Here is a 25,200-nt window from a genome sequence, read left to right as displayed (position 1 = left end):
TGTTACGACGTTCTTGTACTGAGCGCTTTACGATAGCCTCTGTGACGGCGGAAGGATGCTCGGTATCATGCAAACTCGCAAGTGGATTAAAGACGCCATTGAGGTGTAAAGGGAGAGTCGCTTGAAAGTGAATAAAGCAGTAAACAAGCGAACGCAGCGTAGCGCGCGTCAAACACCATCATCGGCTTCAGCTGCGCGCGTTAACGCCGCAAAGGATAAGGCTCGTCGTTTTGGCCTGCGCTTACAAGGCTCCGTGCGCGAAGGCGTAGTGGTGATCCTGCTGGCGCTGTGTGTTTTCTTATTATTAGCGCTATTTAGTTACCAACCCTCTGACCCAGGCTGGTCTTATCAGGGCCCTGAGACAGATGTGGGTAACTGGATGGGGCAGGTTGGCGCTTGGCTGGCCGATGTTCTCTACTCACTGCTTGGCGCCAGCGCTTTGTGGTGGCCGGGTATGTTCGGCTTTGCCGCTTGGTGGCTGATTCGCTCACGCCAGGTACGTTTTGAACTCGACCCCGTGGCAATTGCTGTCCATGCGGGTGGCTTAGTGCTACTTATTTTCGGCACTACCATGTTGGGGGCGCTGCACTTTTATCACCCTGATAGCATGCTGCCCTATGCCTCAGGCGGTATTTTGGGCGAAGGTTTGGTCGGTGCGTTAAGGCCTTTAGTGGGAAGTGGTGGCGTTGGTTTAATCGCTGCGGCGTTAATTTTAAGCGGCTTTCCGCTGTTTAGCGGTATGTCGTGGCTGCAAGTGGCTGATGAGCTCGGCAAGCGTATATGTCGGCTGGGTAGCTGGTTATCGGCACGTCGCCAAGCGCGTCGTATGCGCGCTGCTCAGCGAGCGGCTGCTAAAACTGCCAAAACTGCGGCCAAGCCTCAAGTAGCGCCTGAAGCGCAGTCTCAAGAAGCTAAACCTGAAGCTGCACCCGCTGAGATAAAGCCTGCGGCAGAGCCAGTAGGCAAAAGCCCCAGTGGCCGCGAACGCCGTGAGCCAGGCTTCTCTGTACCACTTTCCAGTCGTGAGGCGAACAGCTCTTCAGAGAGCAATGCGTCAGAAGCGAGTCCTTCAAATAGCAACGAAACCACGGATACTTCGATTCCCTGGGAGGCCGCAGCGTTTTCAAGTAATAAGCATGTGCCTGCTAAAACACCCGCGCCTATCTCTTCGACACCTACCGCGGAGCCGACGGTTTCAGCGCCTGGGGCAGCCCCGTCAGTGACGCCAGCGGCTAAAACGGCAGAAGAGGAGGGAGCAGCGGCACCCCCAGCGCCGCGGGAAAATGCCTTTGTCCAGGCAGAGGTAACGTCAGCAGCGCCTGAGACTCAAGCACCTGCACCCGGTGATGAACCCAAAGAAGCCGAGACTTCCTTCCCGCTGCGTGCTACTCGTCAAGAAGAGCCTCCGGCGCCTGCCAGGAGTAACTTCTTTGCCAGCGATGAGGCGCCCGCCGAGAAAGAGACTGTTCATGCCGCGCCCGTTGAGCGTCGCAGTGAGCCATCACTCACCGCTGATCCCAGCAGCAGCCAAGCTGAACCACGTGTTGGTGAGCCACATATTGGTGACACTGATGCTGCCTGGAGCCCTGAGCGCGTCACCGCGCCTGAGCCTGCACGTAAACCTGAACGTGTAGCGGAAGTAGTGCCTGAGCCGGTGTGGGACGATGAAGAGATGGATGATGAGCTGTATGCCCAAGGCCGCGATGGAGGAGCGCACTCAACGACTACTCCTCCGTCCACGCCCACCCCAGCAGCTCGCCAAGAACCCAGCTTTGCGCCCGAAGAGAGCACGCCAGAGGCGGATGAAGGCCCCGCCCTGTGGACCGTGGAGCATTTGCAGAGCCAGCGGCCTGCTTTTGAAACTCTGGACGAACCTGAGGGCGACGTGCCGAGCTTGCAGCTGTTGACACCTGCAGAGCCGTATCAACCCAATTATAGTGACGAGCAGTTGGCTGATATGGCTGAGCTGCTTGAAGTGCGGCTGCGCGAATACGGTGTGAAAGCGGAAGTGGTGGATACCTGGCCTGGGCCGGTGATTACCCGCTTTGAGATCAAGCCCGCCGCGGGCGTCAAAGTGTCTAAAATCAGTAACCTTGCCAAAGACCTGGCGCGCTCCCTGATGGTGAAAAGTGTGCGAGTGGTCGAGGTTATTCCAGGGCGTCCCACGGTGGGGATTGAAATACCTAATCCCAACCGGGCCATGATCCGCCTGCGCGAAGTTATCGACTCCGACCGTTACCAGCAGGAGACGTCACCACTCACCATGGCGTTAGGCCAAGATATTGGTGGCAGCCCTGTGGTCGCCAACCTGGGCAAGATGCCCCACTTGCTAGTAGCCGGTACCACCGGGTCGGGTAAGTCGGTGGGCGTTAACGCCATGCTGATCTCAATGCTGCTTAAAGCGAAGCCTAGTGAGCTAAAGCTGATCATGGTCGACCCGAAAATGTTGGAGCTGTCGGTATATGACGGCATTCCCCATCTGCTGGCGCCCGTGGTCACCGATATGAAAGAAGCGGCCAACAGCCTGCGCTGGTGCGTGGCCGAGATGGAGCGCCGCTACAAGCTCATGGCGGCCATGGGTGTGCGCAACATCGCGGGCTTCAATGGCCGTTTGGATGAAGCGGAGCGCGCCGGTGCCCAAGTGGCAGACCCGCTCTGGGAACCGCAGCCCTGGGAAGTGCATCAGCCGCATCCAGTGCTGGAGAAACTGCCCTACATCGTCGTGGTGATCGACGAGTTTGCCGATATGTTTATGATCGTCGGCAAAAAAGTCGAAGAGCTGATTGCGCGCTTGGCGCAAAAGGCACGCGCCGCAGGTATCCATTTGATTCTGGCTACCCAGCGCCCCTCGGTGGATGTTGTGACTGGCTTGATCAAAGCCAACATTCCTTCGCGGATGGCGTTTCAGGTCTCATCCAGAATTGATTCGCGCACCATTCTGGATCAGGGCGGCGCTGAAAGTCTGTTGGGGCATGGTGACATGCTCTATCTGCCTGCAGGTTCCGGACCACCTAACCGCATCCACGGTGCCTTTGTGGACGATGACGAAGTACACCGCGTGGTCGATGACTGGAAGCGCCGTGGAGCACCCGAGTATATCGAAGAGATCCTTTCTGGTGGCGTATCCGCCGATGCCTTAACGGGTCTTGAGGCTGAGGGGGGGGATGGCGACGATGCGGAGCAGGATGCGCTCTACGATGAAGCCGTGCAGTTTGTCACTGAAACGCGCAAAGCCTCGATTTCCGCCGTGCAGCGTCGCTTTAAAATTGGCTATAACCGGGCCGCTCGCTTAGTTGAGGCAATGGAGGGCGCCGGTGTGGTGACCTCTATGGGCTCTAACGGTGCTCGGGAAGTGCTTGCCCCGCCTCCGGTGGGCCACTAACCGCTTGATGAAAGCCACAATTATGCAATAAGCGTGAAAGTAGCGCCGCGGGTGAAACCCTGCGGCGTTTTTCTCGTCTGATTGTTACGTTTTTGAGTTAGCCATGGCCGGTTAAGCCGACCTCACTGCTTGATTTTTAAGCAACAGTTTTGAGCAACAGTTACCGGGCAACGGTTGCCTAGGGAGATTATATGCGCGATACGCAAACAAAACGCACTTCAGCAATGGGCGCTTCGCCACTGGCATTTGCGGCAAGTGCCTTGGGTTTAACCTTTGGTGCTCCCGCTTGGGCAGACGATGCTGCCGAGCGTTTGACTGAACGGCTGGATCCGCTTGAGCGTTATCAAGCGGATTTTGAGCAGCAAATTCTTGATGGCAGCGGGGAACGCCTCCAAAGCGCGCGTGGTGAGATGTGGCTGTCTCGCCCCGGTATGCTGCGTTGGGAAGTGGAAGCGCCTTACTCTCAAACCGTGGTCTCTGACGGCGATGATGTGTATATGTACGATCCCGACCTTGAACAAGTCACCGTTCAAGAGATGGACGATCGAGTAACCCATACCCCTGCGTTACTGCTGTCGGGAAGCGTGGACGATTTAACCGAAAGCTATGAGGTGTTCTACGAGCAGGACGGGGGAGAAGATGTCTTTACCCTAGTGCCTATCTCGGCCGATACGCTGTTCGAAGAGCTAAGCATGGTGTTCGATGCCGATACGCTAACCGAGCTGTGGATGATGGACAGTACCGGCCAGCGCACCGCCATCACCTTTAGCAATATTACCCTCAATGGCGAGATTGCTGAGGACATGTTTGATTTCGAAATTCCCGAAGGCACCGATGTTATTCGTGAAGAGCTTTAAGGGTGAAGCGTGAATGGTAAGGTGTGAGGAGTCAGTCGTTAAAGATAAGTAATTGCTGGAGAGTGGCAGTTAAACCTGCCACTGGTTTAACCATCAGGCGCCTTAGGGCGCCTGATCTGTTTCCTGGTCAAGATTTTCCCGCCATGCCATGATTTCCCCAAAGCGCTTCTCCTGACCAAAGGCACTTGGCTTGAAGAAGGTGGCTTTAGGCAGCTCTTCAGGCCAGCAGTCGTGGGCGCTTCCCGCCGGGTAGCCGTCTGGTTCGTTATGCGCATAGCGATAGCCTTCGCCATGACCCAACTGCTCCATCAGCTTAGTGGGCGCGTTGCGCAGGTACGTCGGTACCTCAACCTGGGGCTGCTGGCGTACGTACTGCTTGGCTTCACTCCAGGCGCGGTCAATGCGGTTACTCTTGGGCGCCACTGCTAAATGAATTGCCGCGTGGGCAATTGCCCGCTGGCCTTCGTAATCGCCCAGGCGTAAATAAGCATCCCAGGCGGCAATCACCAGCGGTAGCGCGCGAGGGTCAGCATTGCCGACGTCTTCTGAGGCAATCGCGGTCAGTCTGCGCACTACGTCCAACGGGTCACCGCCGCCCTGCATAAAGCGGGCCATATACAGCAATGCTGCGTTAGGGCGTGAAGAGCGTATCGACTTATGAATGGCCGAAAGTAGATCATAATAAGCGTCCCCCTGCTTATCGAAGGCGCTGGCCTGATGGCCGATCACATCGGCGAGTACCTCTTTATGCAGTACTTCGCCGTTTGCTTCCTGAGTAGCGAAATCGCAAGCGGTTTCCAGTAATCCCAGCGCCCGTCGTGCGTCGCCAGCGCTAGCGTGGGCCAGAGCAGTTAATACTTCGTCATCAACCTGAATGTCACGCTTGCCCAGCCCTCGCTCTACGTCGCTGAGTGCCTGGCGCATCACCGTGATCAGTTCCTCATGGGTAAGCGATTTCAGCACATATACCCGCGCACGGGATAGCAACGCCGAGTTGACTTCGAAGGAGGGGTTTTCGGTGGTGGCACCAATCAACGTTAACAGGCCCGACTCCACGTGGGGCAATAATGCGTCCTGCTGGCTCTTGTTGAGGCGATGAATCTCATCTAAAAAGAGGATAACCGTGGAGGACATCTGTTGGGCCCGCTCCACCACAGCGCGAATCTCTTTTACTCCGGCCATCACCGCGCTGAGGTGCTCCAGATGGGCCTGGGAGGCTCGGGCCAACAGCTCTGCCAGCGTGGTTTTGCCAACCCCTGGCGGCCCCCATAAAATCATTGAGCGCACAATGCCTGACTCCGCCATGCGACGTAGGGGTTTATCTGGCCCCACCAGCGCTTGCTGGCCCACGTAATCGTCCAGTTGGCGTGGCCGCATACGAAAGGCTAACGGAGCATCGTCAGCCGGTGTCGCCTGAGCGCTATCAAAAAGATCCATGTAAGCTTCCGTTATAAATCAGTACGTTGAGCAACAAATTGCCAACAAGTATAGGTGGTAAACTGCGTCTTAGAGAACTACCTTAGACGTAACCTATCAGAAAGATACACTTGCGAGGATAGCTTGAGAGGGGCATTGTTCATGATAACTGTTGTTGATAACCCCCGTTAGTTACGACACGCTCAGGTTACGATATGTTTTAGCGACACAACATGTTTGTTACCTCGCGCTTATTATCGCATGCCGTCAATCACGAAGGCTCGACGGTAGGCATGACACAATAAAGGAGACAGTTCGATGTTAAACCAACTGCGTCTAGATCATGCCAACATGGCGAGATTACTCCATGTGCTGCAGCTTAAGCAGAAAACCCTTGCCCAAGGTGAGCGGCCCAACTTCCAGCTTATGCGCGAGGTCGTCGACTATATTTTGTCCTATATGGATGGTTTTGCAGCCCCTCTGGAACGCGTCTGCGTGGAGCGATTGCAAACCCAGGCCCCAGAGCACGTTGCCCTGACCGAACAGATGGCGAATGACTATCGTGAGTTAAAGCCGCGCTTACAGCGCCTCTCCAACGACATTGACATGGTGTTAATGGATAACATCATTCCGATGGATCGTTTTGCCGACGACCTGAAAGATTATTTGGAAGCGCATCGTGCCTATTTGCGTCACGAACGCGAGGGGCTGTTCCCGCTGATTGACGAGCACTTTAGCGAGGAAGATATGGACGAGCTGCGTCAGGCGCTCCCCGAAGGCGCAGAGAAAGAGCTAGAGCGCCTACAGGACGCTTATCCCGAGCTCTATGCTGAACTGCGTGGTGCTGACGTGCCTGTGGTATAGCGCTAGCGGACAAGTGGCCGCTACGGGGCATCAATAAAATGACGGAGCATGCTAAAATAGCGGCTCCGTTTTTTTTAGGCAGAGCCATGATAGGCAGAGTCAGGAAAGGCCCCGTGTTAATTTTTGATTCCGGTGTCGGCGGCCTGTCGGTGGCGCAGTCGCTGCGCCAACACTACCCTGATGCTGCCCTGTGCTATGCCTGCGACAATGCTTGGTTGCCCTATGGGCTGCGCGAAGATGCAGCCCTGACCGACCGCATTGTGGCGGTATGTCGTTCCGCTGTGGAAGCGTGCCAGCCGAGTGTTTTGGTTGTCGCCTGCAATACCGCGAGCACTCTGGCGCTGGAAAACTTGCGCGAGCAGTTGGCGATCCCTGTCGTGGGCACCGTACCTGCTATCAAACCTGCCGCAGCGATTAGCCAGACACGCCATATTGGGCTGTTAGCCACCAAGGCCACGGTAGGGCGGCCCTACACCCAGCGCTTGATTGATAGTTTTGCCAGCGACTGTGTGATTACTCGCGTCGCCGCCGATGCCTTGGTGGTCGAGGCGGAAGCATACCTGGCTGGTGTCACCCCCAATATTGATCGCATGCAGGCGGCGCTGGCACCGTTATGGCACGCCGTTGCACCTCCATCGTCTGCGCATTGTTTATCGTCTGCTCATCAGGCGCTGGATACCCCAGAGCTAGATACAGTGGTACTGGGCTGCACTCATTTCCCGCTGCTAAAGCCCTGGCTGACGCAGCTGGCCCCCGTGCCGCTACATTGGGTCGACTCCGGCGATGCGATAGCCCGACGGGTTTCGCAAGTCGTTTCTGAGCTAAACAGTGATCAGCAGGATGGCCGCTGCTTTACCACTGCCCCTGCTGCCAATCTGACCGCTGGTCTAGCCCGCTATGGGTTTAAGGCGTCCCAATTGCTTAATGTGGGCGACTGAGCACTATTTACTACTATTGCTGATCGAATTATTCAAAGGAGCAGCCTTGGCTATCCCCGTTGTAGAACCTGAACGCTACGCTGAGCAGCTAGCCGCCAAACGCGACTATCTGGAAAGTACCTTTGCCGCTTTTCAACCACCGGCATTAGAAGTGTTTGAATCGCCGCCAGGCTATTACCGTCAGCGCTGCGAGTTTCGCATATGGCACGAAGAGGACGACCTCTTCTACGCCATGTTCGAGGTAGACCCTGAGAATCCGAAGAACAAGCGGGTGATTCGGTTAGATCAGTACGCAGTCGCCAGTGAGCGAATCAATCAGCTAATGCCGCAGCTACGCGAAGCTTGCCTTCGCTGTGATGAGCTGCGTCGGCGGCTGTTCCAGGTAGAGTTTCTAACCACGCTGTCAGGTGAGGCGCTGATAACGCTGATTTACCACCGCCCGTTAGGCGATGAGTGGGAGCGCGAAGCCCGCGCTCTGGAGGCTGAGCTGGGTATTATGATTATTGGCCGCTCCCGCAAGCAGCGTATCGTACTTACCCGAGACCACGTATGGGAGCGGCTAGAGGTGGATGGCCGCACGCTGCACTACCAGCAGGTCGAAAACAGCTTTACCCAACCCAATGCGCATATCTGCCAGAAAATGCTTAGCTGGGCGCGAGAAGTCACCGCTGGCCAGCAGGAGAGTAATGCGAAGAAAGACCTAGTCGAACTCTATTGCGGTAATGGCAATTTTACCATTGCCCTGGCGGATAACTTCCGCCGCGTGCTGGCCACAGAGATTTCCCGCACGTCAGTGGCTAGCGCCAACGTAAACCTGGAAGCCAATGGGGTAACGAACGCGCAGATTGGTCGTATGTCAGCGGAGGAGTTTTCGCTGGCGCTGAAGGGCGAAAAAGCCGGGCGTCGCGTGGCGGAAATGGCGCTGGGAGAGTACGATTTTTCCACCGTGCTGGTCGACCCGCCCCGTGCTGGTTTAGACGAGCAGAGCTGTGAACAACTCAGCGAGTACGCTCAAATCGTCTATATTTCATGCAACCCAGCCACGTTAGCTGAAAACTTGACCATACTGACCAACACTCATCGGATAGAACGCTTTGCGCTATTTGACCAGTTTCCGTTTACCGACCACTGTGAGTGTGGAGTGCTGTTGAAGCGGCGGACAGGCGAGTAAGCATACGACCTAATGCGTAAACGGTATGTGCCATGAACAACACGTCAAGTGATTAGGGACGCGACGATAGGTAGCGTAAGCTAGCCGTTATGTTGGCCTAAAGGCCTATTGTCCTTCGTTTTTTGGCCGTTTAATGGCCTAGGCAGTCGAGGTGATGGATGCACTACGTTGCGATTGAAGAGAGTCGGCAAGATCTTTTGAAGCAGCTCCAGGAGCGGCTACACGCGCGGTTAGACCCCGCTCGCGCCGCCACTGTGGACGCTTTTGCTCGGCACTTTTATGCCACCGTGCCGGTGGAAGACCTAGTGGATCGTCGCCTGGACGATCTGTATGGCGCAACGCTGTCGGTCTGGCAGTTTTTGCAGCATCACGACCCACAAAGTCCCAAGGTAAGAGTATTTAACCCTGATTTTGAAGAGCACGGCTGGCAGTCGACGCATACTTTTGTCGCCGTTCTCCATGAAGATATGCCGTTTTTGGTCGACTCGGTGCGTATCGAGCTCAACCGCCGCGGTTTGACGGTACACGCCATTCAAAACGCCGTGCTGGCGGTCGCCCGTGATGAGCGCCATCAGTTGCAGGCGCTGGCCTCGCCCAGGGCAGAAAACGCGCCAGAAGCGCGCGAGTCGCTAATTGTCATCGAAGTAGACCGGCACACCGACGTAGCGTTGCTTGAGAAAATCGAAAGCAACCTAAATGACGTGCTTCGCGATGTACGTACCGCTGTGGGCGATTTCGACGCCATGTGTTCGCAAATCACCGCCTCGATTCAAGAACTCGAGAAAAACTGCCCGCCGCAGATCGATCCTGACGACCACGAAGAGGCGATTGCCTTTTTAGAGTGGATGCTCAAAGATAACTTTACTTTCCTGGGCTACGACGAGTACCTGCTGGAAGGCAGCGAGTTAAAGCGTGACGCAGATAGCGTGCTGGGCGTCTTCCGCCTGGATCAGCCGCGCTACTGCGAGCGTATTCGCACCGAAGAGGGGGTGGATGAGCACAATGATTATGTGCTGGTGCCGCAGCTACTATCGTTTGCCAAAAGCGCCCATCACTCTCGGGTGCACCGTCCTACCTACCCTGACTACATTACCGTTGATCGCTACGACGACGACGGCAATGTAATTGGTGAGCGGCGCTTCTTTGGTTTGTTTACCTCTACGGTGTATAACGAATCGCCACGCAATATCCCGCTGCTGCGCCGTAAGCTAAAAGCGGTGATGGATATTGCCGGATTCAATCCCCAGGGTCACAACGGCAAGCAATTGCTCCAGGTGCTGGAAGTTTACCCCCGGGATGATCTTTTTCAGATCGATACCGAGTCACTGGCCAGCACTGCGCTGGGCATCCTCAATATTCGCGAGCGCCGCCAGGTGCGGCTGTTTATCCGCGCCGATATCAGCGGCAAGTTCTACTCTTGCCTGGTGTTTGTCCCCCGGGACGTGTTCTCCACGGATCTGCGTCAGCGGATTCAAAACGTGTTGTGCGACGAGTTAGACGCCCACTTTGGCGACTTCAATACCTATTTATCTGAGTCGGTGCTGGCGCGTATTCAATTGATTTTACGCTTTAATGGCGACGCGCCCAGCGACTATGACCTCAAGCGTTTGGAAAGCAAAGTGTCACGGCTGGCGCGCAGCTGGCGTGACGAGCTGCAGAACGCCATGATCGAAGGCTTCGGTGAAGAGCGCGCCAACAACCTGATGGATCGGTTCCGCGAGGCGTTCTCGGCCAGCTACCGTGAAGACTTCTCTGCGCGCACCGCGGTGTTTGATGTTCAGCACCTGCTGACACTGGATAGCGAGAACGACCTCTCGCTGTCGCTCTATCGGCCACTAGAAGAACAGGGTGGTGGCGTTAACCTGAAACTGTTCCACCGTGAATCGCAGATTCCGCTCTCTGACGTGCTGCCGATGATGGAAAACCTTGGCCTGCGCGTAATTGGTGAACGCCCCTACGATATTAACGCCCCTGAACAGCGCTACTGGATTCACGATTTTGAGCTTGAGCACAGCGGTGCGGATGTCAGCCTGGGCGATATGCGTGATGTATTCACGGAAGCCTTCAAGCGCATCTGGACCGGCGAGGCCGATAACGATGCGTTTAACCGCCTGATTATCGGCGCTGGGCTGGATTGGCGCGAAGTGGCCATGCTGCGCGGCTACGCCCGCTACCTCAAACAGATCCGCTTCGGCATGTCCCAGGATTACATCGCTGCTACGCTGGCCAACTATCCTGCCATTACCCGTGAGTTAGTTGAATTATTCCGCCTGCGTTTTGATCCTGAGCAGCAGAGCCACGCCACCGACGAGTGCATCGCGAGCTTAAATGAGCGCTTGGAAGGAGTTGCCAGCCTTAACGATGACCAGCTACTGCGCCGCTTTATGGAGCTGATCCTCGCCACCCTACGCACCAACTACTACCAACTGGCTGAGGGTGGGCGCTTTAAAGATTACATCGCCTATAAGTTGGAGCCTTCCAAGGTTACCGGCATGCCCAAGCCGCGACCAATGTTTGAAATTTTTGTCTGCTCGCCGCGGGTGGAAGGTGTTCACCTGCGTGGCGGCAAAGTGGCCCGCGGTGGCCTGCGCTGGTCGGATCGCTTTGAAGATTACCGTACCGAAGTGTTGGGGCTGGTGAAAGCGCAGCAGGTTAAGAACGCCGTTATCGTACCGGTTGGTGCTAAAGGCGGTTTTGTCTGTAAACGCATGCCGGAAAATGCCAGTCGCGATGTCGCCCAGAAAGAGGGCATTGCCTGTTACCAAATCTTTATCCGTGCGCTGCTGGATGTCACTGATAACCTGGTGGGCGGCGATGTTGTGCCGCCGGAAAATGTTGTCCGCCACGATGAGAACGACGCTTATCTCGTGGTAGCTGCCGACAAAGGCACCGCTACCTTCTCAGATATCGCCAACGAAATTTCCATTGAGTATGGCCACTGGCTGGGTGATGCCTTTGCCTCTGGCGGTGCTAACGGCTACGACCACAAGAAAATGGGCATCACCGCTCGCGGTGCCTGGGAATCAGTTAAGCGCCACTTCAAAAATCTGGATCTCGACACCCAGCGCGACCTGTTTAGCGTGGTGGGAATCGGCGATATGGCCGGAGATGTCTTCGGCAACGGCATGCTGCTTTCCGACAAGATCCAACTGGTGGGTGCCTTCAACCACCTGCATATCTTTGTAGACCCCAACCCGGACGCCGAGGCGTCCTTTGCCGAGCGAAAGCGATTGTTCGCTCTGCCACGCTCCAGCTGGGAAGACTACAGCCAGGAGCTGATCTCCGCTGGGGGCGGCATCTTTAGCCGTAGCGCCAAGTCGATTAGCATCACGCCGGAGATGCAGCAGGTATTTGGTATCAAGGAAGAGCGCCTGTCGCCTAATGAACTGATCCGCGCCATGCTCAAATCCAAGGTGGACTTGATCTGGAACGGCGGTATCGGTACCTACGTGAAGGGTTCCGACGAAACCGATGCGGATGTGGGCGATAAAGCCAACGACACCCTGCGCATCAACGGCAATGACCTGAATTGCCGTGTGGTCGGCGAGGGCGGTAATCTCGGCTTGACCCAGCGCGGACGAATGGAAGCCGCCGCCAAAGGCGTGCGCGTTTACACTGACTTTATTGACAACGCCGGTGGGGTGAACTGCTCCGACCACGAGGTCAATATCAAGATTTTGATCGATGAAGTGGTCAAGCGCGGCGACATGACCGAGAAACAGCGCAATCAGCTGTTGGCGGAAATGACCAATGAGGTGGCGGATCTGGTGATCCTGGATAATTACCGCCAAAGTCAGGCGCTGGATCTATCGGCTACCCTTTCCGACCAGTCAATGGGCCCTTACCGCCGTTTTATCAGCGAGCTGGAGGCTGCCGGACAGATTGACCGCGAGCTGGAATTCCTGCCTACCGATGATGTGCTCAAAGAGCGGGCCAGCAACAATCAAGGGATGCGCCTGCCGGAGCTGTCGGTACTGATCTCCTACGCCAAGAGCACCCTGAAAGGCGACTTGATCACCTCTGACGTACCGGACGATCAATATATTCACCGCCACCTGGAGCGGCTGTTCCCATCAGTGCTGGTCGAGCGCTTTAAAGACGAAATGTACGAGCACCGTCTGAAGCGTGAAATCGTTGCGACACAGGTCGCCAACGACTTGGTCGATCATATGGGGGTCGTCTTTGTACGCCGCCTGATGGACTCCACTGGAGCGGGACGTGCCGATATTGCGCGAGCCTACATCGTGGCCCGTGATAGCTTTAACTTGCCCAGTCTATGGGCGCAAATTGAAGCCCTCGATAATCAGGTGCCCAACCGCATTCAGTACTCGATGATGCTTGACCTGATGCGCTTGATCCGCCGTGCCACGCGCTGGTTTGTGCGTCAGCACTTAGGGCTTTCGACACAAGATACCATTGAGTACTTCGCTCCTCGCTTGGCGCAGTTGCAGGAAGGTATTGGTGAGCTACTCAGTGGTGAAGAGCTTGGCGCCTGGAACTCGCGTCGTGACGAGTTGTTGGAGGCGGGTGTGCCAGATGCACTGGCATCCAGCGTGGCGGCGTCATCAAGCCTTTATGCGGGGCTGGGTATTATCCAGGCGGCGCGCCTGACCAATGAAAAACCCCAGCGGGTGGCGGAAGTGCTGTACGAAATTGGCAGCCGCCTGGAGCTACCGTGGATGATTCAGCAGGTAACCCAGCTGGAAGTGCGCGACGCCTGGCAGGCTCAGGCTCGTGAGACTTTCCGCGACGACATTGAGCGTCAGCAGCTGGCACTGACCACCAGCGTGTTGAAGCTCGACGCCGGCAGCCGCGATACCCAAGAGCGGGTTGCGCAGTGGTTGGATCAGCACGCCGGTCTGCATCGCCGCTGGTGCCGCCTTATTGAAGAGGTGCGCGGTGGCAGTGAAGGAGGCTTTGCGCTCTTCGCCGTGGCGGTACGCGAGCTGGTAGATCTTGCCGAGAGCGATAGCGAAGCGTAGACGTACCCTAATCCACTTAAAAAAGCGCGCCCTGGTTCTCCACCAGGGCGCGCTTTATTGCGTTATACTGATGCCCGTTTTCAGCCTCCGCTTCAAGAGATCCGCTATGTACAACCTCGCTCGCTCGCTGTTTTTTCGCGTTGACCCAGAGACCTCTCACGGGATGGCCTTGAGCGCTCTGGATGCACTGCATCGGGTGGGTGGGGTAGCACGCCTGTTTGGTCAGCAGGTGAATGATCCTATCGAGCTGATGGGGCTGCGATTTGCCAATCGGGTGGGTCTTGCCGCTGGGTTGGACAAGAACGCCGACCACCTGGATGCCCTTGGCGCGTTGGGGTTTGGGTTTGTCGAAGTGGGTACCGTCACGCCTAAGCCGCAGCCAGGCAATCCTAAGCCTCGGCTATTTCGCTTAGCGCAGCATGAGGCGATCATCAACCGCTTTGGCTTTAACAACAAAGGGGTTGAGCACCTGATCCAGCAGGTCAAACAGCGCCACTACGGCGGCATTGTGGGCATTAATATTGGTAAAAACCTGACGACGTCAGTAGAACACGCGCTGGATGACTACTTGGTATGCTTAGACGCGGTGCACTCTTATGCGGATTACATTGCCGTTAACGTCTCTTCACCGAATACCCCTGGGCTGCGCAGCCTACAGTTCGGCGAACAGCTGGATGCGCTGTTGGGGCCGATTCGAGCACGAGCCTCAGAGCTCAATGACCAAACGGGCCGCAACGTACCATTGCTGATTAAGATAGCCCCGGATATGAGCGCTGAAGAAGTAGCCTTGATGGCAGAAAGTATTCAGCGCAATGCACTTGATGGCGTGATTGCCACCAATACAACGGTTTCCCGCGCGGGGGTAGAGGGTGACTCACAAGCGGAGGAGGCTGGAGGGCTCTCTGGGAAACCGGTCTTCGAGGCATCCAATCGCGTCATTCGCCAACTGCGTGAGCATCTACCATCGTTACCTATCATAGGTGTCGGTGGGATCGATAGTGCTGCTGCTGCTCAGGCCAAAATCGCGGCGGGAGCTGATTTAGTGCAACTCTACTCGGGGTTGATCTATCAAGGTCCTAAACTGGTCGGTGAATGCGCGAGGGCACTGAAAGCTAAAGGTTGAGCGCGAAGATGATTAGCGAAGCAGTGTGGGCATAAAGGGGCACTAAAAAGCCCACTTGAAAAAGTGGGCTCATTGAAAACCTCTCGCTTAAAATTTTTCTTTTAAAACCTTGAAAAATAAAACGTTAGGCCATGACTAAGGGATTTTTGTGGATGCCCGAGATGCCGGTCATCCCATCCCACTGGTCGCCGCGACCTTCACGCCAACCGCTCATCCAGTATTCGCGTAAATTGATATCTTGACTGGGACAGTCGTCACGAGAACGACCCGATACACCCGCTTTGTAGCCGTGGACATAAGCCCGCTGGAAGCGATCACGTTTTTGCCGTTTCATTGGCTAACCTCTTTTCACGAAAGCCTTTGATAAGAAATAGGGTGTTATCGACTTATGTTATCAACAACAACCACTATTCCGAGAGCTTGCTTCAAGAGCGAGACGCCGCTTCAGCCCTGTTGTTTGGCACTCACGGGCGGAACGAGCCGAGCGGCAATCTCTTACAAAGAACACTTATACGCCATAGGTCTGGTCTTGAACCGACCCTGACAAGAAACGCATGCGTTTTTCAGTAGCTACTCTCTTATTGTTAGACCATGATGGGGTCATCTGTCGACTACCAATTTGTCATAAAACGTAAACTCATTTGTTATATACAGGAATATTGCGCCTTTACGCGCCGTTATTATCATGACCGAGTTGAATCAAAACGCCCCCTTGAGTCTGCTAGCCACTTGCCCGAAAGGCATTGAAGGCTTGCTTCACGATGAACTAGTGGCATTGGGCGCCACGCCGGGTAAAACCACTGTGGCGGGCGTCTATTTCACTGCCAGCCAAGCGATCGCTTATCGTGTCTGCCTGTGGTCGCGGTTAGCTAACCGGGTCATTTTGACCCTGGTACGCGAATCGATGATCGATACCGCTGAGCAAGTGCGCGATGTGGTTGCCCGTATTGCCTGGACGCAGCACCTGGCGCCGGGTAACACCTTGGCGGTCGATTTCCACGGCCGCAGCGAACATATTCGCCACACCCGTTTTGGTGCCCAGACCGTTAAGGACGGCGTAGTTGATGCCCTTCAACTGGCAGGGCAGGAACGTCCCAACGTTGATACTAAAACCCCACATTTGCGCATATACGCCCACCTCCACCGGATGAACCTGACTATTGGGTTGGATCTCTCTGGTGAAAGCCTGCACCGTCGCGGTTATCGCCGGGATGTAGGCCATGCGCCGCTAAAAGAGAATCTGGCCGCCGCGCTGCTGGTGCGCGCAGGCTGGCCTGAGCGCCTCAAAGCCGGTGAACCGCTGATTGATCCGCTTTGTGGTGCAGGCACGTTACTGATCGAAGCCGCCATGATGGCCGCTGATCAAGCACCTAACCTGAACCGCGAGCGGTTCGGCTTTCACGGCTGGGCAGGGCACGATGACGAAGCGTGGCGGGAACAGAAGCGTGAAGCCGAAGCGCGCGCGTCGATTGGTCGCAAGCGCTGCAAAGCCCAGCTATTAGGTTTCGACCAGAGTCCCGCGGCGCTTACGGCGGCGAAGTCCAATGCTATGCGGGCAGGCATCCCAGCCTTGATTACCCTGCATGGGCAGAGCCTTGCCCAGTTGACGCGTCCCGAAACACTGACTGCTGAGAGCGGCCTGCTGATCACCAATCCCCCTTACGGCGAGCGGCTGGGCGAGCTGCCCGAACTGGTGCGTCTCTACGCCCAGCTAGGTGATAAAGCCAAAGCGCTGTTTCCCGGCTGGACCCTGGCGGTGTTTACTGGCAACCCGGATTTAGGCCACCGGCTGGGTATGCGTGCGCACAAACAGTACACACTCAAAAACGGTGCCCTGGAGGCCAAGCTGTTGCTTATGGAGATTGGTGGCGCCGAGCATCCGCCTGCCGCGAGCGATACAAAGCCCGTTCAGAACGAGAACAGTGCAGTAGCGACGCCTAGTGAAGAGGCTAGCGAAGAGCAAGCTGTTCACAAAAACCAAGACAATGCCCAGATGTTTGCCAATCGGCTGATCAAAAATCAGAAGCGCTTGAAGAAATGGCTGAAGCAGAGTGGTGAGACCAGCTATCGTGTGTATGATGCCGATATGCCCGAGTATGCACTAGCGGTAGATCGCTACGGTGACCGCGTGCACGTGCAAGAGTACGCGGCGCCCAGTTCGATCAATCCGGCTCAAGCGCAGAAGCGTTTGTACGATGCCTTGGAAGTCATGCCCGAGGCGCTTAACGTTGACGCCAGTAAAATCTATATCAAGCGCCGCGAGCGCCAAACCGGCAGCGCCCAGTATCAGAAGCGTGCCGCTAGTGGCGAGCGTTTTGAGGTGCAAGAGGGCAAGGCACGGCTCTGGATCAATCTGCGCGACTACCTGGATACCGGGTTATTCCTTGACCACCGCCCGGTACGTCGGATGCTGGGCGAAATGGCCAGCGGCAAGCGCTTTTTAAACCTGTTCTGTTACACCGCCACAGCAACGGTGCAGGCCGCCTTAGGCGGCGCCAGCGACAGTGTGAGCGTGGATATGTCCAACACCTACCTGGAGTGGGCCAAGGACAACTTTGCGCTGAATAAGCTCGATACACGACTGCACCGAGTGGTGCGCGACGACTGTTTCCGCTGGCTGGAAACCGCCAATGCTGAGTTTGACCTGATCTTTATGGATCCGCCGACGTTCTCTAACTCGAAGAAAATGCGTGATACCCTCGACGTGCAGCGTGATCATCCGCGGCTTGTGGAGCTCGCCATGGCGCGCTTGGCACCCGGTGGAACCTTGGTGTTTTCTAATAACCAGCGGCGCTTTAAACTCGATGAAGCGCTTAGCGAGCATTACGCTGTTGAGGATATCACCGGGCGTAGCTTCGACCCCGATTTCCAGCGGCGCACCAACCTGCACCACGTGTTTTTACTTCGTCATAAGGCGTCATAAGAGAGCTTTTGCATGATTCAGCTATCGCTTTACACAACGATGGGCTGCCACCTATGCAGCCAGTTAGAGGCTTTGGTGGCGGCACTAGCGAATCAAAAGGTGTGGCTGCACCACATCGAGATTAGCGACGACGAAGCCTTGGTTGAGCGCTACGGCCTGCGGATACCGGTGCTGGTGGATGGTGACGGCAATGAGCTGGATCGTGGCTTTGAGCTGGAGCGATTAAGTGCATGGTTGCGCGAGCGCGGCTGGCTGGATGAAGACGCGCTGGCGGGGTTCACAGTACCGCCAGACACTACGCCGCCGAAAGGCGCCCATAAGCGTCATGGGCGGCGTTTCTTAGGTTAACAAGTGCGTGGTTAACAAGTGCATGGCTGGGTTCGAGTGGTTTACATCACGTCCAGTAGCGATAGTTGACGCATGGCTTCTTGGCCTTCGGGGGTATGGTCGGCCACTTCCAGCACCTTGCGAAAGCCTCGTGAGGACTGGATAGTGGTCTCGTCCTCCAGCCACATATGGGCTTGATCCAGCGTATCGGCTAGCTGATGTTTCAGACCGCCAAACTGAGTGCCGATTTGGCCCCAGGCGCGGCTGAAAATCCAGTCACCAAACATATCCTGGTGAATATGAACCAACACATAGTCATGGTTGGTTTCCCAGCGTACGATCACAACACTCTCCTTAAATACCCTTTAAACACGCCTGCCCATCAAGCCGTCGCGGGCGTATTGTAAAGCCCGGATACCAAAACGCCTATGAAACTTGTCGTCGACGCCAATATCCCCGCTGCCGAACGCTGTTTCGGCCATTTCGGTAAGCTCATCCGCGTGCCAGGGCGGGAGATAAACGCCGCCCACCTTCAGGACGCCGATGCGCTCATCGTCCGCTCCATTACCCAGGTCAACGATCAGTTGCTTGCCGATAGCCCCGTGCGCTTTGTTGGTACTTGCACCATCGGCACCGATCATATCGATCAGGCAGCGCTCGCTCAGCGCGATATTGCCTTCGCCAGTGCGCCAGGCTGCAACGCTGAAGCGGTGGTTGATTACGTACTAAGCGGCCTGCTAACGCTGGCGGAACGCGATGGCTGGGTACTTAGCGAGCGTACCGTGGGTATTGTGGGGGCGGGCAATGTCGGCAGCCGGCTGCAGGCGCGGCTAACCGCCATGGGCGTGGCAACGCTGGCCTGTGACCCGCCCAAGGCAGCTGTAGAGAGGGCAGAAGAGGAGCCTGAGCAAGGCTTTCACTCCTTGGGCGCCCTGATCGAGCGCTGTGACGTGCTCTGCCTGCATACACCACTAACCCGTGAAGGCCCGCACGCGACTTATCAGCTACTCAACGCCCAGCGTATCGATGAGCTGGCGCCAGGTAGCGTAGTGCTGAATGCGGGGCGTGGGGACTGTGTGGATGGTTTAGCGCTGCGTAGTCGTCTTGCGGGCAAGGGCGATATCAGTGCCATACTGGATGTGTGGGAGGAAGAGCCCGATATTGACGCTGGCTTGCGTGATTTGGTCTCTCTGGCAACGCCGCATATTGCCGGGCATAGCCTAGATGGCAAGCTGCGCGGTACCTGGATGATTGAGCAGGCGCTAGCCCGCTACTGCGGCCAGTCAAGCGATCTCACGTTTGCTGATATTTGCCCGCCGCCTGCGCTGGCGTCCCTGCATCTGCAGCACGCACTTCCCCCGGAAGACGCCCTGCGGCTCTGTATGAGAGCGGTATATGACGTGCGTCGTGATCACGATGCTCTCCAGCGCCAAACGCTGAATTATGGAATGCGTAAAGGCTTTGATGACTGCCGCGCCAACTACCCGCTGCGGCGTGAATTCGCCACGCTCAATGTGCAGCTATCAGGGGAGGCGGTAGCGCTAGAGGGCATGCTGCGTGGGGCAGGGTTTGTAGTAACACTAGCTAAGTAGTGAAAAAAAGTAGTGAAAAACAGTAAGGCCCGCAGATGCGGGCCTTAAATGTATAAACAGCAGAGAAAACTTACTGACGATAAGCGGCTTCTTTTAACGCCCGGATGCGCTCATCCAGCGGCGGGTGGCTGGCAAATAGCTTTTCCACCAGCGAGCGTGTTTGGCCTTTGGTGATCGCCATGGCGCGCAGCGTATCCGGCATTTGGTCGGGCAGTTCGGTTTCGGTTTTCAAGCGTGCCAGGGCGCTGACCATCGCGTTGGTGCCCGCTAAGCGCGCACCGGCTTCGTCGGCGCGGTATTCGCGGTAGCGCGAGAACCAGGCGACGATAGCCGAGGCCAGAATACCAAACACAATTTCAGCGACCATGACCACCGCAAAGTAGCCCATAAAGCCCAGGCCGCCTTCGCCATCGCTGCGGCTGCGCAGGAAGTTATCGACTAGATGCGCCACGACCCGGGCAAAGAACATCACAAAGGTGTTCACCACGCCCTGAATCAGCGCCAGCGTTACCATATCACCGTTAGCGACGTGACCAATTTCGTGAGCCAGTACTGCACGCACCTCTTCTGGACGCATGCGATTCATTAAGCCTGCCGAGACGGCTACCAGCGCATCGTCTTTGTTCCAACCCGTGGCAAAGGCGTTTGACTGCTGAGCCGGGAAAATACCCACTTCCGGGGTTTTGATACCCGCCTCGCGGGAGAGCTCAGCCACTGTGTCCAACAGCCACTGTTCGGTAGAGTTGGAGGGCGTTTCGATAATCACCGTGCCGGTGCTGCGTTTAGCCATCCATTTGGAGATAAACAGCGAGATAATGGAGCCCGCCATACCGAAAATAAAGCAGAAAATCAGCAGGCTGGTGAAGTTGATGCCCTGGCCGCGCAGGTAACCCTCTACGCCTAGCAGGCGCAGGGTAATGCTGGCGACCAGCAAGACCGCTATATTGGTGCCTAAAAACAGCAGAATTCGCATCATGGTGCAGGTTCTCCCCTAAAGTTCATCGAAGCATTACTAGATTAATGGCTTAGATACGTGCTGTTCATGGCAGTTTCAAGTCATGGCTACAAAAGCTACTGCCGATAGCGTGACAAGAAGTTGGCAAAACGGTCGAGTGCATCGCCTAATTGGTCGGCCCAGGGCAGCGTGACGATGCGCACATGATCCGGCTCTGGCCAGTTAAAGGCCGTGCCTTGTACCAGTAAGATTTTTTCCTGTAGCAGCAGATCCAGCACCATCTGCTGGTCGTCTTTGATATTGAAGACCTTGGGGTCGAGCCGTGGAAAGGCGTACAGCGCGCCTTTAGGTTTTACGCAGGAGACGCCGGGGATTGCGTTCAGTTTCTCCACCGTGATGTCTCGCTGGGCCAACAGCCGCCCGCCGGGCAGGATTAAATCATTGATCGACTGGTAGCCCCCCAGCGCGGTTTGAATCGCGTGCTGGGCGGGTACGTTGGCACACAGTCGCATAGAGGCCAGCATATTCAGCCCCTGGATATAGTCCTGAGCGTTTAGCTTGGCCAAGGTGCCGGAGATAGTCATCCAGCCCGAGCGAAAGCCTGCACAGCGATAGCTTTTGGAGAGACCGTTCATGGTGATGACCAGTTGGTCATCGTCCGCTAGTGCGCCCGTGGCAGTATGTTCGACGCCGTCATAAAGGATCTTGTCGTAGATTTCGTCTGAGAACACCACCAGGTTGTGCTGTTTGGCGATCGCCAATACCTCTTTCACCACGGCGGGTGGATACACCGCGCCGGTGGGGTTGTTGGGGTTGATCAGCACAATGGCACGTGTGTGGCTGGTGATCTTGGCGCGAATATCCGCTGTGTCAGGCGTCCAGTCCGCCTGCTCGTCGCATAGGTAGTGCACCGCGTGACCACCGGAAAGGTGGGCGGCGGCGGTCCAGAGCGGGTAGTCCGGCGCGGGAATGAGTACTTCATCGCCGTCGTTGAGCAGCGCCTGCATGGTCATCACGATCAGCTCAGAGACGCCGTTGCCGATGAAGATATCTTCGATACCTACGCCGGGAATCTGTTTGCGCTGGCACTCCTGCATAATCGCTTTACGGGCAGAGTAGAGGCCTTTGGAGTCGCAGTAGCCCTGGGCCGTGGGCAGGTTGCGCATCACATCCTGGAGAATCTCTTCCGGCGCCTCAAAACCAAAGGGCGCAGGGTTGCCAATGTTTAGCTTGAGAATTCGTTGACCTTCCTCTTCCAAGCGCTTGGCGTGGTCGAGTACCGGGCCGCGAATGTCGTAGCAGACATTGTGCAGCTTATGAGATTTCTTTAACGGTTGTGATTCGTGCGACTGCGGGGTATCCATGAGGTGTCTGTCCAAAAGTAGCTAGAGGCCCAAAAGTGTCCAAAAAGCATGAGTGACTAAAAACAGCGTCCACAAGCCATCGTCGGCTATAGAGCTATTAGGCCATTATGCGTCGGAAAGTGCTTGATTGTCTTCGTCGTTTTGCACGGGCGGCGGAGGAATGTCTGCCGGGGTTTCAAGCGTTAGCCTGCCCAGCTTGCCATCACGCAGTTCGTGAAGCAGCACTTCCGCGCCGCGGTGCAGATCAACGGCGCCGCCGGGACGCAGGCCGCCTCGGCGGGCAGCGATATCTTTTAAGATGGCGTTACCGTCGAAGCCAGCAATAGCGAGAAAGTCGGGCTTTTTCGGGCCATCCGCATCAATGTCATGGGGGATATCCGGCGCGGTGTAAGAGGGCAGCTCTTTGAGATTATAACGCTCGGTGAGCGCTTCGGGGTAGCGTTTGGCCAGCTCTGCGCTGGTAACAATGGCTACATCGGCGTACTCGATAGCGGTATCGCGAATGGCGCCGGTGGCGGCAAGCCGATAGGCGCTGGCCTGGTCCTCAATCTTCGGCCACAGCACTCCCGGGGTGTCGGTGAGTGCCACACGCCCATCGATACGCACCTTTTGCTGGCGCTTGGTGACTGCTGGCTCGTTGCCGGTTTTAGCGATTTTTCGCCCGGCCAGGCCGTTAATCAGCGTGGATTTTCCCACGTTGGGAATACCCATCACCATCACGCGCACATCCCGGTCAGCACGAACGGCACCGGCCAGCTCATGGCACAGCTTGGGAATTTTCTTTAGCTCGCGGGTGTTGGTCGTCGTGACTGCCAAGGCACGCATATTCTCTTGGGCATCGAAATAAGCCACCCATTCGGCCGTTCGCTCCGGGTCAGCGAGATCTGCCCGGGAGAGAATTTTCAGCACCGGCTTATGGCGGGTTAGCTCGGCCAGCATTGGGTTGGCGCTGGAGTAGGGCAGACGCGCATCGAGTACCTCGATGACTACGTCAATTTCAGGCAGCACCTCCTTAATCTGGCGGCGGGCCTTGTTCATATGTCCGGGGAACCAGCCGAGCATGGGTTTCTCCTGCAAGTACAAAATAGCGGCACAAAAAAGCGGGCTGCCATTCTAGCAGATGGCGCCCGCCTTGCTGGGTTTCCTTGAGAGGATTTATCAGCGATTACTCGTCGGGGTGAAATTCCAACGACACTGAGTTAATGCAGTAGCGCAACCCAGTAGTCTCCGGTGGGCCGTCGGGGAACACATGGCCCAGATGAGCATCGCAGTGGGAACAAACTACCTCCGTGCGCTGCATGCCGTGAGTGGTATCCGTATGCTCCTCAACGCAGCGGCTACCCAGTGGCCGATCAAAGCTTGGCCAACCGCAGCCAGCATCGAATTTGTGCTCATTCTCAAACAGCGGCGCATGACAGCAGACGCAGTGGTAAATACCCTGCGCATCACGCACCTGATAATCGCCAGTGAATGGGCGTTCTGTGCCTTTCTCACGTGCTACGCGGTACTGCTCTGGGGTTAGCTGCTGTTGCCACTCGTCAGGGGATTTTTCTATTTTCGCCATGCTCTGTTCCTCTCCCTTATGCATTGCGCTTACATCGCTAAGGCCAAGTGTTGTTTGGACTCACTAGCCTAGTGACACCACTTGATCATCATGAGTTTCAGCATGGGCGATTATACATCGCTGTGCCAGTGTAAGCGCTATACGCTAGCCGCGCCGCCGTTACTGCGCGGGTCGTGGGCGCTCTCTATCAACCCATCCGGATGGTGCACAATACCGCCTGCATGGCCCATGGTGTCACTGAATGCCTCGGGCAGCACTTCCACATCGTGGCCTGCCGTTGCCAGGGCGGTGACTAGGGTGTCGTCAAAACGCGCTTCGAGTTTCAAGTTAGTGCTGGTTTCGCCCCAGGTGCGCCCCAGCAGCCAGCGGGGGGCCGTAATCGCCTGCTGCAGCGGCATGCCATGCAGCGCGTAGCGCGAAAATACCGCTGCCTGGGTTTGCGGCTGGCCTTCACCGCCCATAGTGCCGTAAACCATGGTGCGGCCATCGTTAAATTTGGCCAGCGCCGGGTTCAACGTGTGGAAGGGTTTGCGACCAGGGGCTAAGCCGCGCAGGTCGTCGGGGTTAAGCGAGAAGCTGATGCCGCGGTTTTGCCACAGCACGCCGCTTTTCGGTAACACCACGCCGCTGCCAAACTCCCAGTAGATGCTCTGAATAAAGCTCACCGAACGTCCTTCGCTATCCACGGTGCCCATCCAAATGGTGTCGCCTGGCGCTGGTTCGTGGGGCCAGGGTAGGGCGTGCTGCGGGTCGATCTGAGCCGCTTCTAAGCCAATGTTCTCTTCGCTGAGCAAATCTTGCAGCGGTGTTGGCACACGGCCGGGGTCAGTGATGTTTTGGTCGCGCAGGATAAAGGCGCGTTTGGTGGCCTCAATCAGGCCATGCAGGTGGCCAAAACCGTTGGGCTCGGCGGCTTTTAGGCGCTCGTAGATACCTAAAATCATTAACGAGGCCATGCCTTGGGTCGGCGCAGGCAGGTTATAGAGCGTGGCATCCTGAAGCGTTACTTCCAGCGGTGTGACTCGCTGGGCGCGGTAGGCGTGAAAGTCTGCCAGGCGCAGTGGGCTGCCGACGGCCTCTAAATCCCGCGCCATACTGGCGGCCAGCTCGCCGCGGTAGAAGTCATCTAATCCTGCTTCTGCCAAACGCTTGAGTGTGGCGGCCAAACGCGGCTGGCGCAGCCGTTCGCCTTCACGGGGTACCTGGCCGTTAAGCAGCAGGGTGTCACTAAAGCCTGGGCTTTGGGTTAAACGCTCAAGGTGTTTGGCGGTAAGCGCTTCCTGGCTCTGGGAGACCGCAATACCCCCCTCGGCATGATGAATGGCGTCAGCCAGTAGTGTGGTGAGAGGCAACTGCTTGCCCCATGCCGACGCCACGTTCAGCGCTTCATGCCAGCCGCCAATGGTACCGGCCATGGTGAGGGCGGCTTTGGGGCCGCGCTCGGGAATCTGCGTTTCACCGGCGTAGAAGTCTGTGCTGGCAAGCCCCGCCGCAGGGCCGCAGGCGTCAATGGCAATGGGCGCTTTGCCCGGCTCATGAATTAGCCAGAATCCATCGCCACCCAGGGCGTTCATATGCGGGTAAACCACCGCAATGGCAGCAGCGGCTGCGACCATGGCTTCCACCGCGTTACCACCCTGTTTAAGCACATCTCGCCCGGCACTGGCAGCTAGGTGATGAGGAGCGACGCAGCTGCCGCCGTAACTACGTTGGGTGTGGAGCATCTTTGAATCCTTATTGTT

18 protein-coding genes are annotated in these 25,200 nt (G+C 56.5%); 10 read left to right on the top strand and 8 right to left on the bottom strand.

What is annotated here, in order from left to right:
- The first annotated feature begins 121 nt into the window (after positions 1 to 121).
- On the top strand, positions 122 to 3,382 hold the full coding sequence (locus AC4EYZ_RS04500) for a DNA translocase FtsK (RefSeq protein ID WP_490204140.1): 3,261 nt from the start codon (positions 122 to 124) through the stop codon (positions 3,380 to 3,382).
- Positions 3,383 to 3,573: 191 nt separating this feature from the next.
- Positions 3,574 to 4,239: an outer membrane lipoprotein periplasmic chaperone LolA gene (gene lolA / locus AC4EYZ_RS04495; protein WP_009288044.1), complete on the top strand. Its 666-nt coding sequence runs from the start codon at positions 3,574 to 3,576 to the stop codon at positions 4,237 to 4,239.
- 102 nt (positions 4,240 to 4,341) lie between these two features.
- On the opposite strand, the gene AC4EYZ_RS04490 is transcribed toward lolA, so the two are convergent.
- Complete coding sequence (locus AC4EYZ_RS04490; RefSeq protein ID WP_022520419.1) at positions 4,342 to 5,676, bottom strand: replication-associated recombination protein A; 1,335 nt, start codon at positions 5,674 to 5,676, stop codon at positions 4,342 to 4,344.
- A 297-nt stretch (positions 5,677 to 5,973) separates the two neighbouring features.
- On the opposite strand from AC4EYZ_RS04490, the gene AC4EYZ_RS04485 reads away from it, so the two are divergent.
- From AC4EYZ_RS04485 to AC4EYZ_RS04465, 5 genes are all read left to right on the top strand, one after another.
- Positions 5,974 to 6,519, top strand: a complete 546-nt coding sequence (locus AC4EYZ_RS04485; RefSeq protein WP_009288045.1) for a hemerythrin domain-containing protein — start codon at positions 5,974 to 5,976, stop codon at positions 6,517 to 6,519.
- Positions 6,520 to 6,605: 86 nt separating this feature from the next.
- Entirely contained in the window at positions 6,606 to 7,457 is an 852-nt protein-coding gene (gene murI, locus AC4EYZ_RS04480; RefSeq protein WP_035538518.1) for a glutamate racemase, read from the top strand.
- 46 nt (positions 7,458 to 7,503) lie between these two features.
- Complete coding sequence (gene trmA, locus AC4EYZ_RS04475; protein ID WP_027959675.1) at positions 7,504 to 8,628, top strand: tRNA (uridine(54)-C5)-methyltransferase TrmA; 1,125 nt, start codon at positions 7,504 to 7,506, stop codon at positions 8,626 to 8,628.
- 158 nt (positions 8,629 to 8,786) lie between these two features.
- Entirely contained in the window at positions 8,787 to 13,610 is a 4,824-nt protein-coding gene (locus tag AC4EYZ_RS04470) for an NAD-glutamate dehydrogenase (protein ID WP_490204139.1), read from the top strand.
- 106 nt (positions 13,611 to 13,716) lie between these two features.
- Positions 13,717 to 14,733 (top strand): quinone-dependent dihydroorotate dehydrogenase, encoded by a 1,017-nt coding sequence (locus tag AC4EYZ_RS04465; protein ID WP_022520416.1) that lies wholly within the window; start codon positions 13,717 to 13,719, stop codon positions 14,731 to 14,733.
- Between the two features lie 124 nt (positions 14,734 to 14,857).
- On the opposite strand, the gene rmf is transcribed toward AC4EYZ_RS04465, so the two are convergent.
- Positions 14,858 to 15,067 carry a ribosome modulation factor gene (gene rmf, locus AC4EYZ_RS04460; protein WP_007111057.1) on the bottom strand — a complete coding sequence of 70 codons (210 nt, stop codon included), beginning with the start codon at positions 15,065 to 15,067 and terminating at the stop codon, positions 14,858 to 14,860.
- A 351-nt stretch (positions 15,068 to 15,418) separates the two neighbouring features.
- Here rmf and rlmKL point away from each other — a divergent pair, with 351 nt between their 5' ends.
- Together rlmKL and AC4EYZ_RS04450 are read left to right on the top strand one after the other, a co-directional pair.
- Entirely contained in the window at positions 15,419 to 17,656 is a 2,238-nt protein-coding gene (gene rlmKL / locus AC4EYZ_RS04455) for a bifunctional 23S rRNA (guanine(2069)-N(7))-methyltransferase RlmK/23S rRNA (guanine(2445)-N(2))-methyltransferase RlmL (RefSeq protein ID WP_490204138.1), read from the top strand.
- Between the two features lie 12 nt (positions 17,657 to 17,668).
- Positions 17,669 to 18,004: a glutaredoxin family protein gene (locus AC4EYZ_RS04450; protein WP_474192248.1), complete on the top strand. Its 336-nt coding sequence runs from the start codon at positions 17,669 to 17,671 to the stop codon at positions 18,002 to 18,004.
- Positions 18,005 to 18,045: 41 nt separating this feature from the next.
- Here the strand turns inward: AC4EYZ_RS04450 and AC4EYZ_RS04445 are convergent, their stop codons facing one another.
- Positions 18,046 to 18,327: a hypothetical protein gene (locus AC4EYZ_RS04445; RefSeq protein ID WP_022520413.1), complete on the bottom strand. Its 282-nt coding sequence runs from the start codon at positions 18,325 to 18,327 to the stop codon at positions 18,046 to 18,048.
- 84 nt (positions 18,328 to 18,411) lie between these two features.
- On the opposite strand from AC4EYZ_RS04445, the gene pdxB reads away from it, so the two are divergent.
- Positions 18,412 to 19,575 (top strand): 4-phosphoerythronate dehydrogenase PdxB, encoded by a 1,164-nt coding sequence (pdxB, locus tag AC4EYZ_RS04440; protein WP_022520412.1) that lies wholly within the window; start codon positions 18,412 to 18,414, stop codon positions 19,573 to 19,575.
- A gap of 70 nt (positions 19,576 to 19,645) precedes the next feature.
- Here pdxB and htpX read toward each other — a convergent pair whose 3' ends face one another.
- From htpX to AC4EYZ_RS04415, 5 genes are all read right to left on the bottom strand, one after another.
- On the bottom strand, positions 19,646 to 20,551 hold the full coding sequence (gene htpX / locus AC4EYZ_RS04435) for a protease HtpX (RefSeq protein WP_022520411.1): 906 nt from the start codon (positions 20,549 to 20,551) through the stop codon (positions 19,646 to 19,648).
- A gap of 95 nt (positions 20,552 to 20,646) precedes the next feature.
- The gene (locus AC4EYZ_RS04430) at positions 20,647 to 21,894 is read right to left on the bottom strand and encodes a pyridoxal phosphate-dependent aminotransferase (RefSeq protein WP_022520410.1); all 1,248 of its coding nucleotides are present in this window, start codon (positions 21,892 to 21,894) and stop codon (positions 20,647 to 20,649) included.
- A gap of 105 nt (positions 21,895 to 21,999) precedes the next feature.
- Positions 22,000 to 22,956: a ribosome biogenesis GTPase YlqF gene (gene ylqF, locus AC4EYZ_RS04425; protein ID WP_490204137.1), complete on the bottom strand. Its 957-nt coding sequence runs from the start codon at positions 22,954 to 22,956 to the stop codon at positions 22,000 to 22,002.
- 103 nt (positions 22,957 to 23,059) lie between these two features.
- A complete protein-coding gene (gene msrB / locus AC4EYZ_RS04420; protein WP_022520408.1) occupies positions 23,060 to 23,458 on the bottom strand; it encodes a peptide-methionine (R)-S-oxide reductase MsrB in 399 nt (132 codons plus the stop codon).
- 137 nt (positions 23,459 to 23,595) lie between these two features.
- On the bottom strand, positions 23,596 to 25,182 hold the full coding sequence (locus AC4EYZ_RS04415) for a gamma-glutamyltransferase family protein (protein ID WP_041157884.1): 1,587 nt from the start codon (positions 25,180 to 25,182) through the stop codon (positions 23,596 to 23,598).
- Positions 25,183 to 25,200 lie beyond the last annotated feature (18 nt).

The organism is Vreelandella sp. 162(4c) (assembly GCF_058152265.1).
The sequence above is the reverse complement of the archived record's forward strand: the minus strand, read 5'-3'. Positions and strand labels throughout refer to the sequence as shown.

Excerpts from the sequence above, each read along its gene's own strand:
- rmf (WP_007111057.1), bottom strand. The coding sequence starts at position 15,067 with ATGAAACGGCAAAAACGTGATCGCTTCCAGCGGGCTTATGTCCACGGC.
- pdxB (WP_022520412.1), top strand. The coding sequence starts at position 18,412 with ATGAAACTTGTCGTCGACGCCAATATCCCCGCTGCCGAACGCTGTTTC.
- AC4EYZ_RS04430 (WP_022520410.1), bottom strand. The coding sequence starts at position 21,894 with ATGGATACCCCGCAGTCGCACGAATCACAACCGTTAAAGAAATCTCAT.
- AC4EYZ_RS04485 (WP_009288045.1), top strand. The coding sequence starts at position 5,974 with ATGTTAAACCAACTGCGTCTAGATCATGCCAACATGGCGAGATTACTC.
- msrB (WP_022520408.1), bottom strand. The coding sequence starts at position 23,458 with ATGGCGAAAATAGAAAAATCCCCTGACGAGTGGCAACAGCAGCTAACC.
- htpX (WP_022520411.1), bottom strand. The coding sequence starts at position 20,551 with ATGATGCGAATTCTGCTGTTTTTAGGCACCAATATAGCGGTCTTGCTG.
- AC4EYZ_RS04450 (WP_474192248.1), top strand. The coding sequence starts at position 17,669 with ATGATTCAGCTATCGCTTTACACAACGATGGGCTGCCACCTATGCAGC.
- murI (WP_035538518.1), top strand. The coding sequence starts at position 6,606 with ATGATAGGCAGAGTCAGGAAAGGCCCCGTGTTAATTTTTGATTCCGGT.
- lolA (WP_009288044.1), top strand. The coding sequence starts at position 3,574 with ATGCGCGATACGCAAACAAAACGCACTTCAGCAATGGGCGCTTCGCCA.
- AC4EYZ_RS04465 (WP_022520416.1), top strand. The coding sequence starts at position 13,717 with ATGTACAACCTCGCTCGCTCGCTGTTTTTTCGCGTTGACCCAGAGACC.
- AC4EYZ_RS04415 (WP_041157884.1), bottom strand. The coding sequence starts at position 25,182 with ATGCTCCACACCCAACGTAGTTACGGCGGCAGCTGCGTCGCTCCTCAT.
- AC4EYZ_RS04470 (WP_490204139.1), top strand. The coding sequence starts at position 8,787 with ATGCACTACGTTGCGATTGAAGAGAGTCGGCAAGATCTTTTGAAGCAG.
- AC4EYZ_RS04490 (WP_022520419.1), bottom strand. The coding sequence starts at position 5,676 with ATGGATCTTTTTGATAGCGCTCAGGCGACACCGGCTGACGATGCTCCG.
- ylqF (WP_490204137.1), bottom strand. The coding sequence starts at position 22,956 with ATGCTCGGCTGGTTCCCCGGACATATGAACAAGGCCCGCCGCCAGATT.
- rlmKL (WP_490204138.1), top strand. The coding sequence starts at position 15,419 with ATGACCGAGTTGAATCAAAACGCCCCCTTGAGTCTGCTAGCCACTTGC.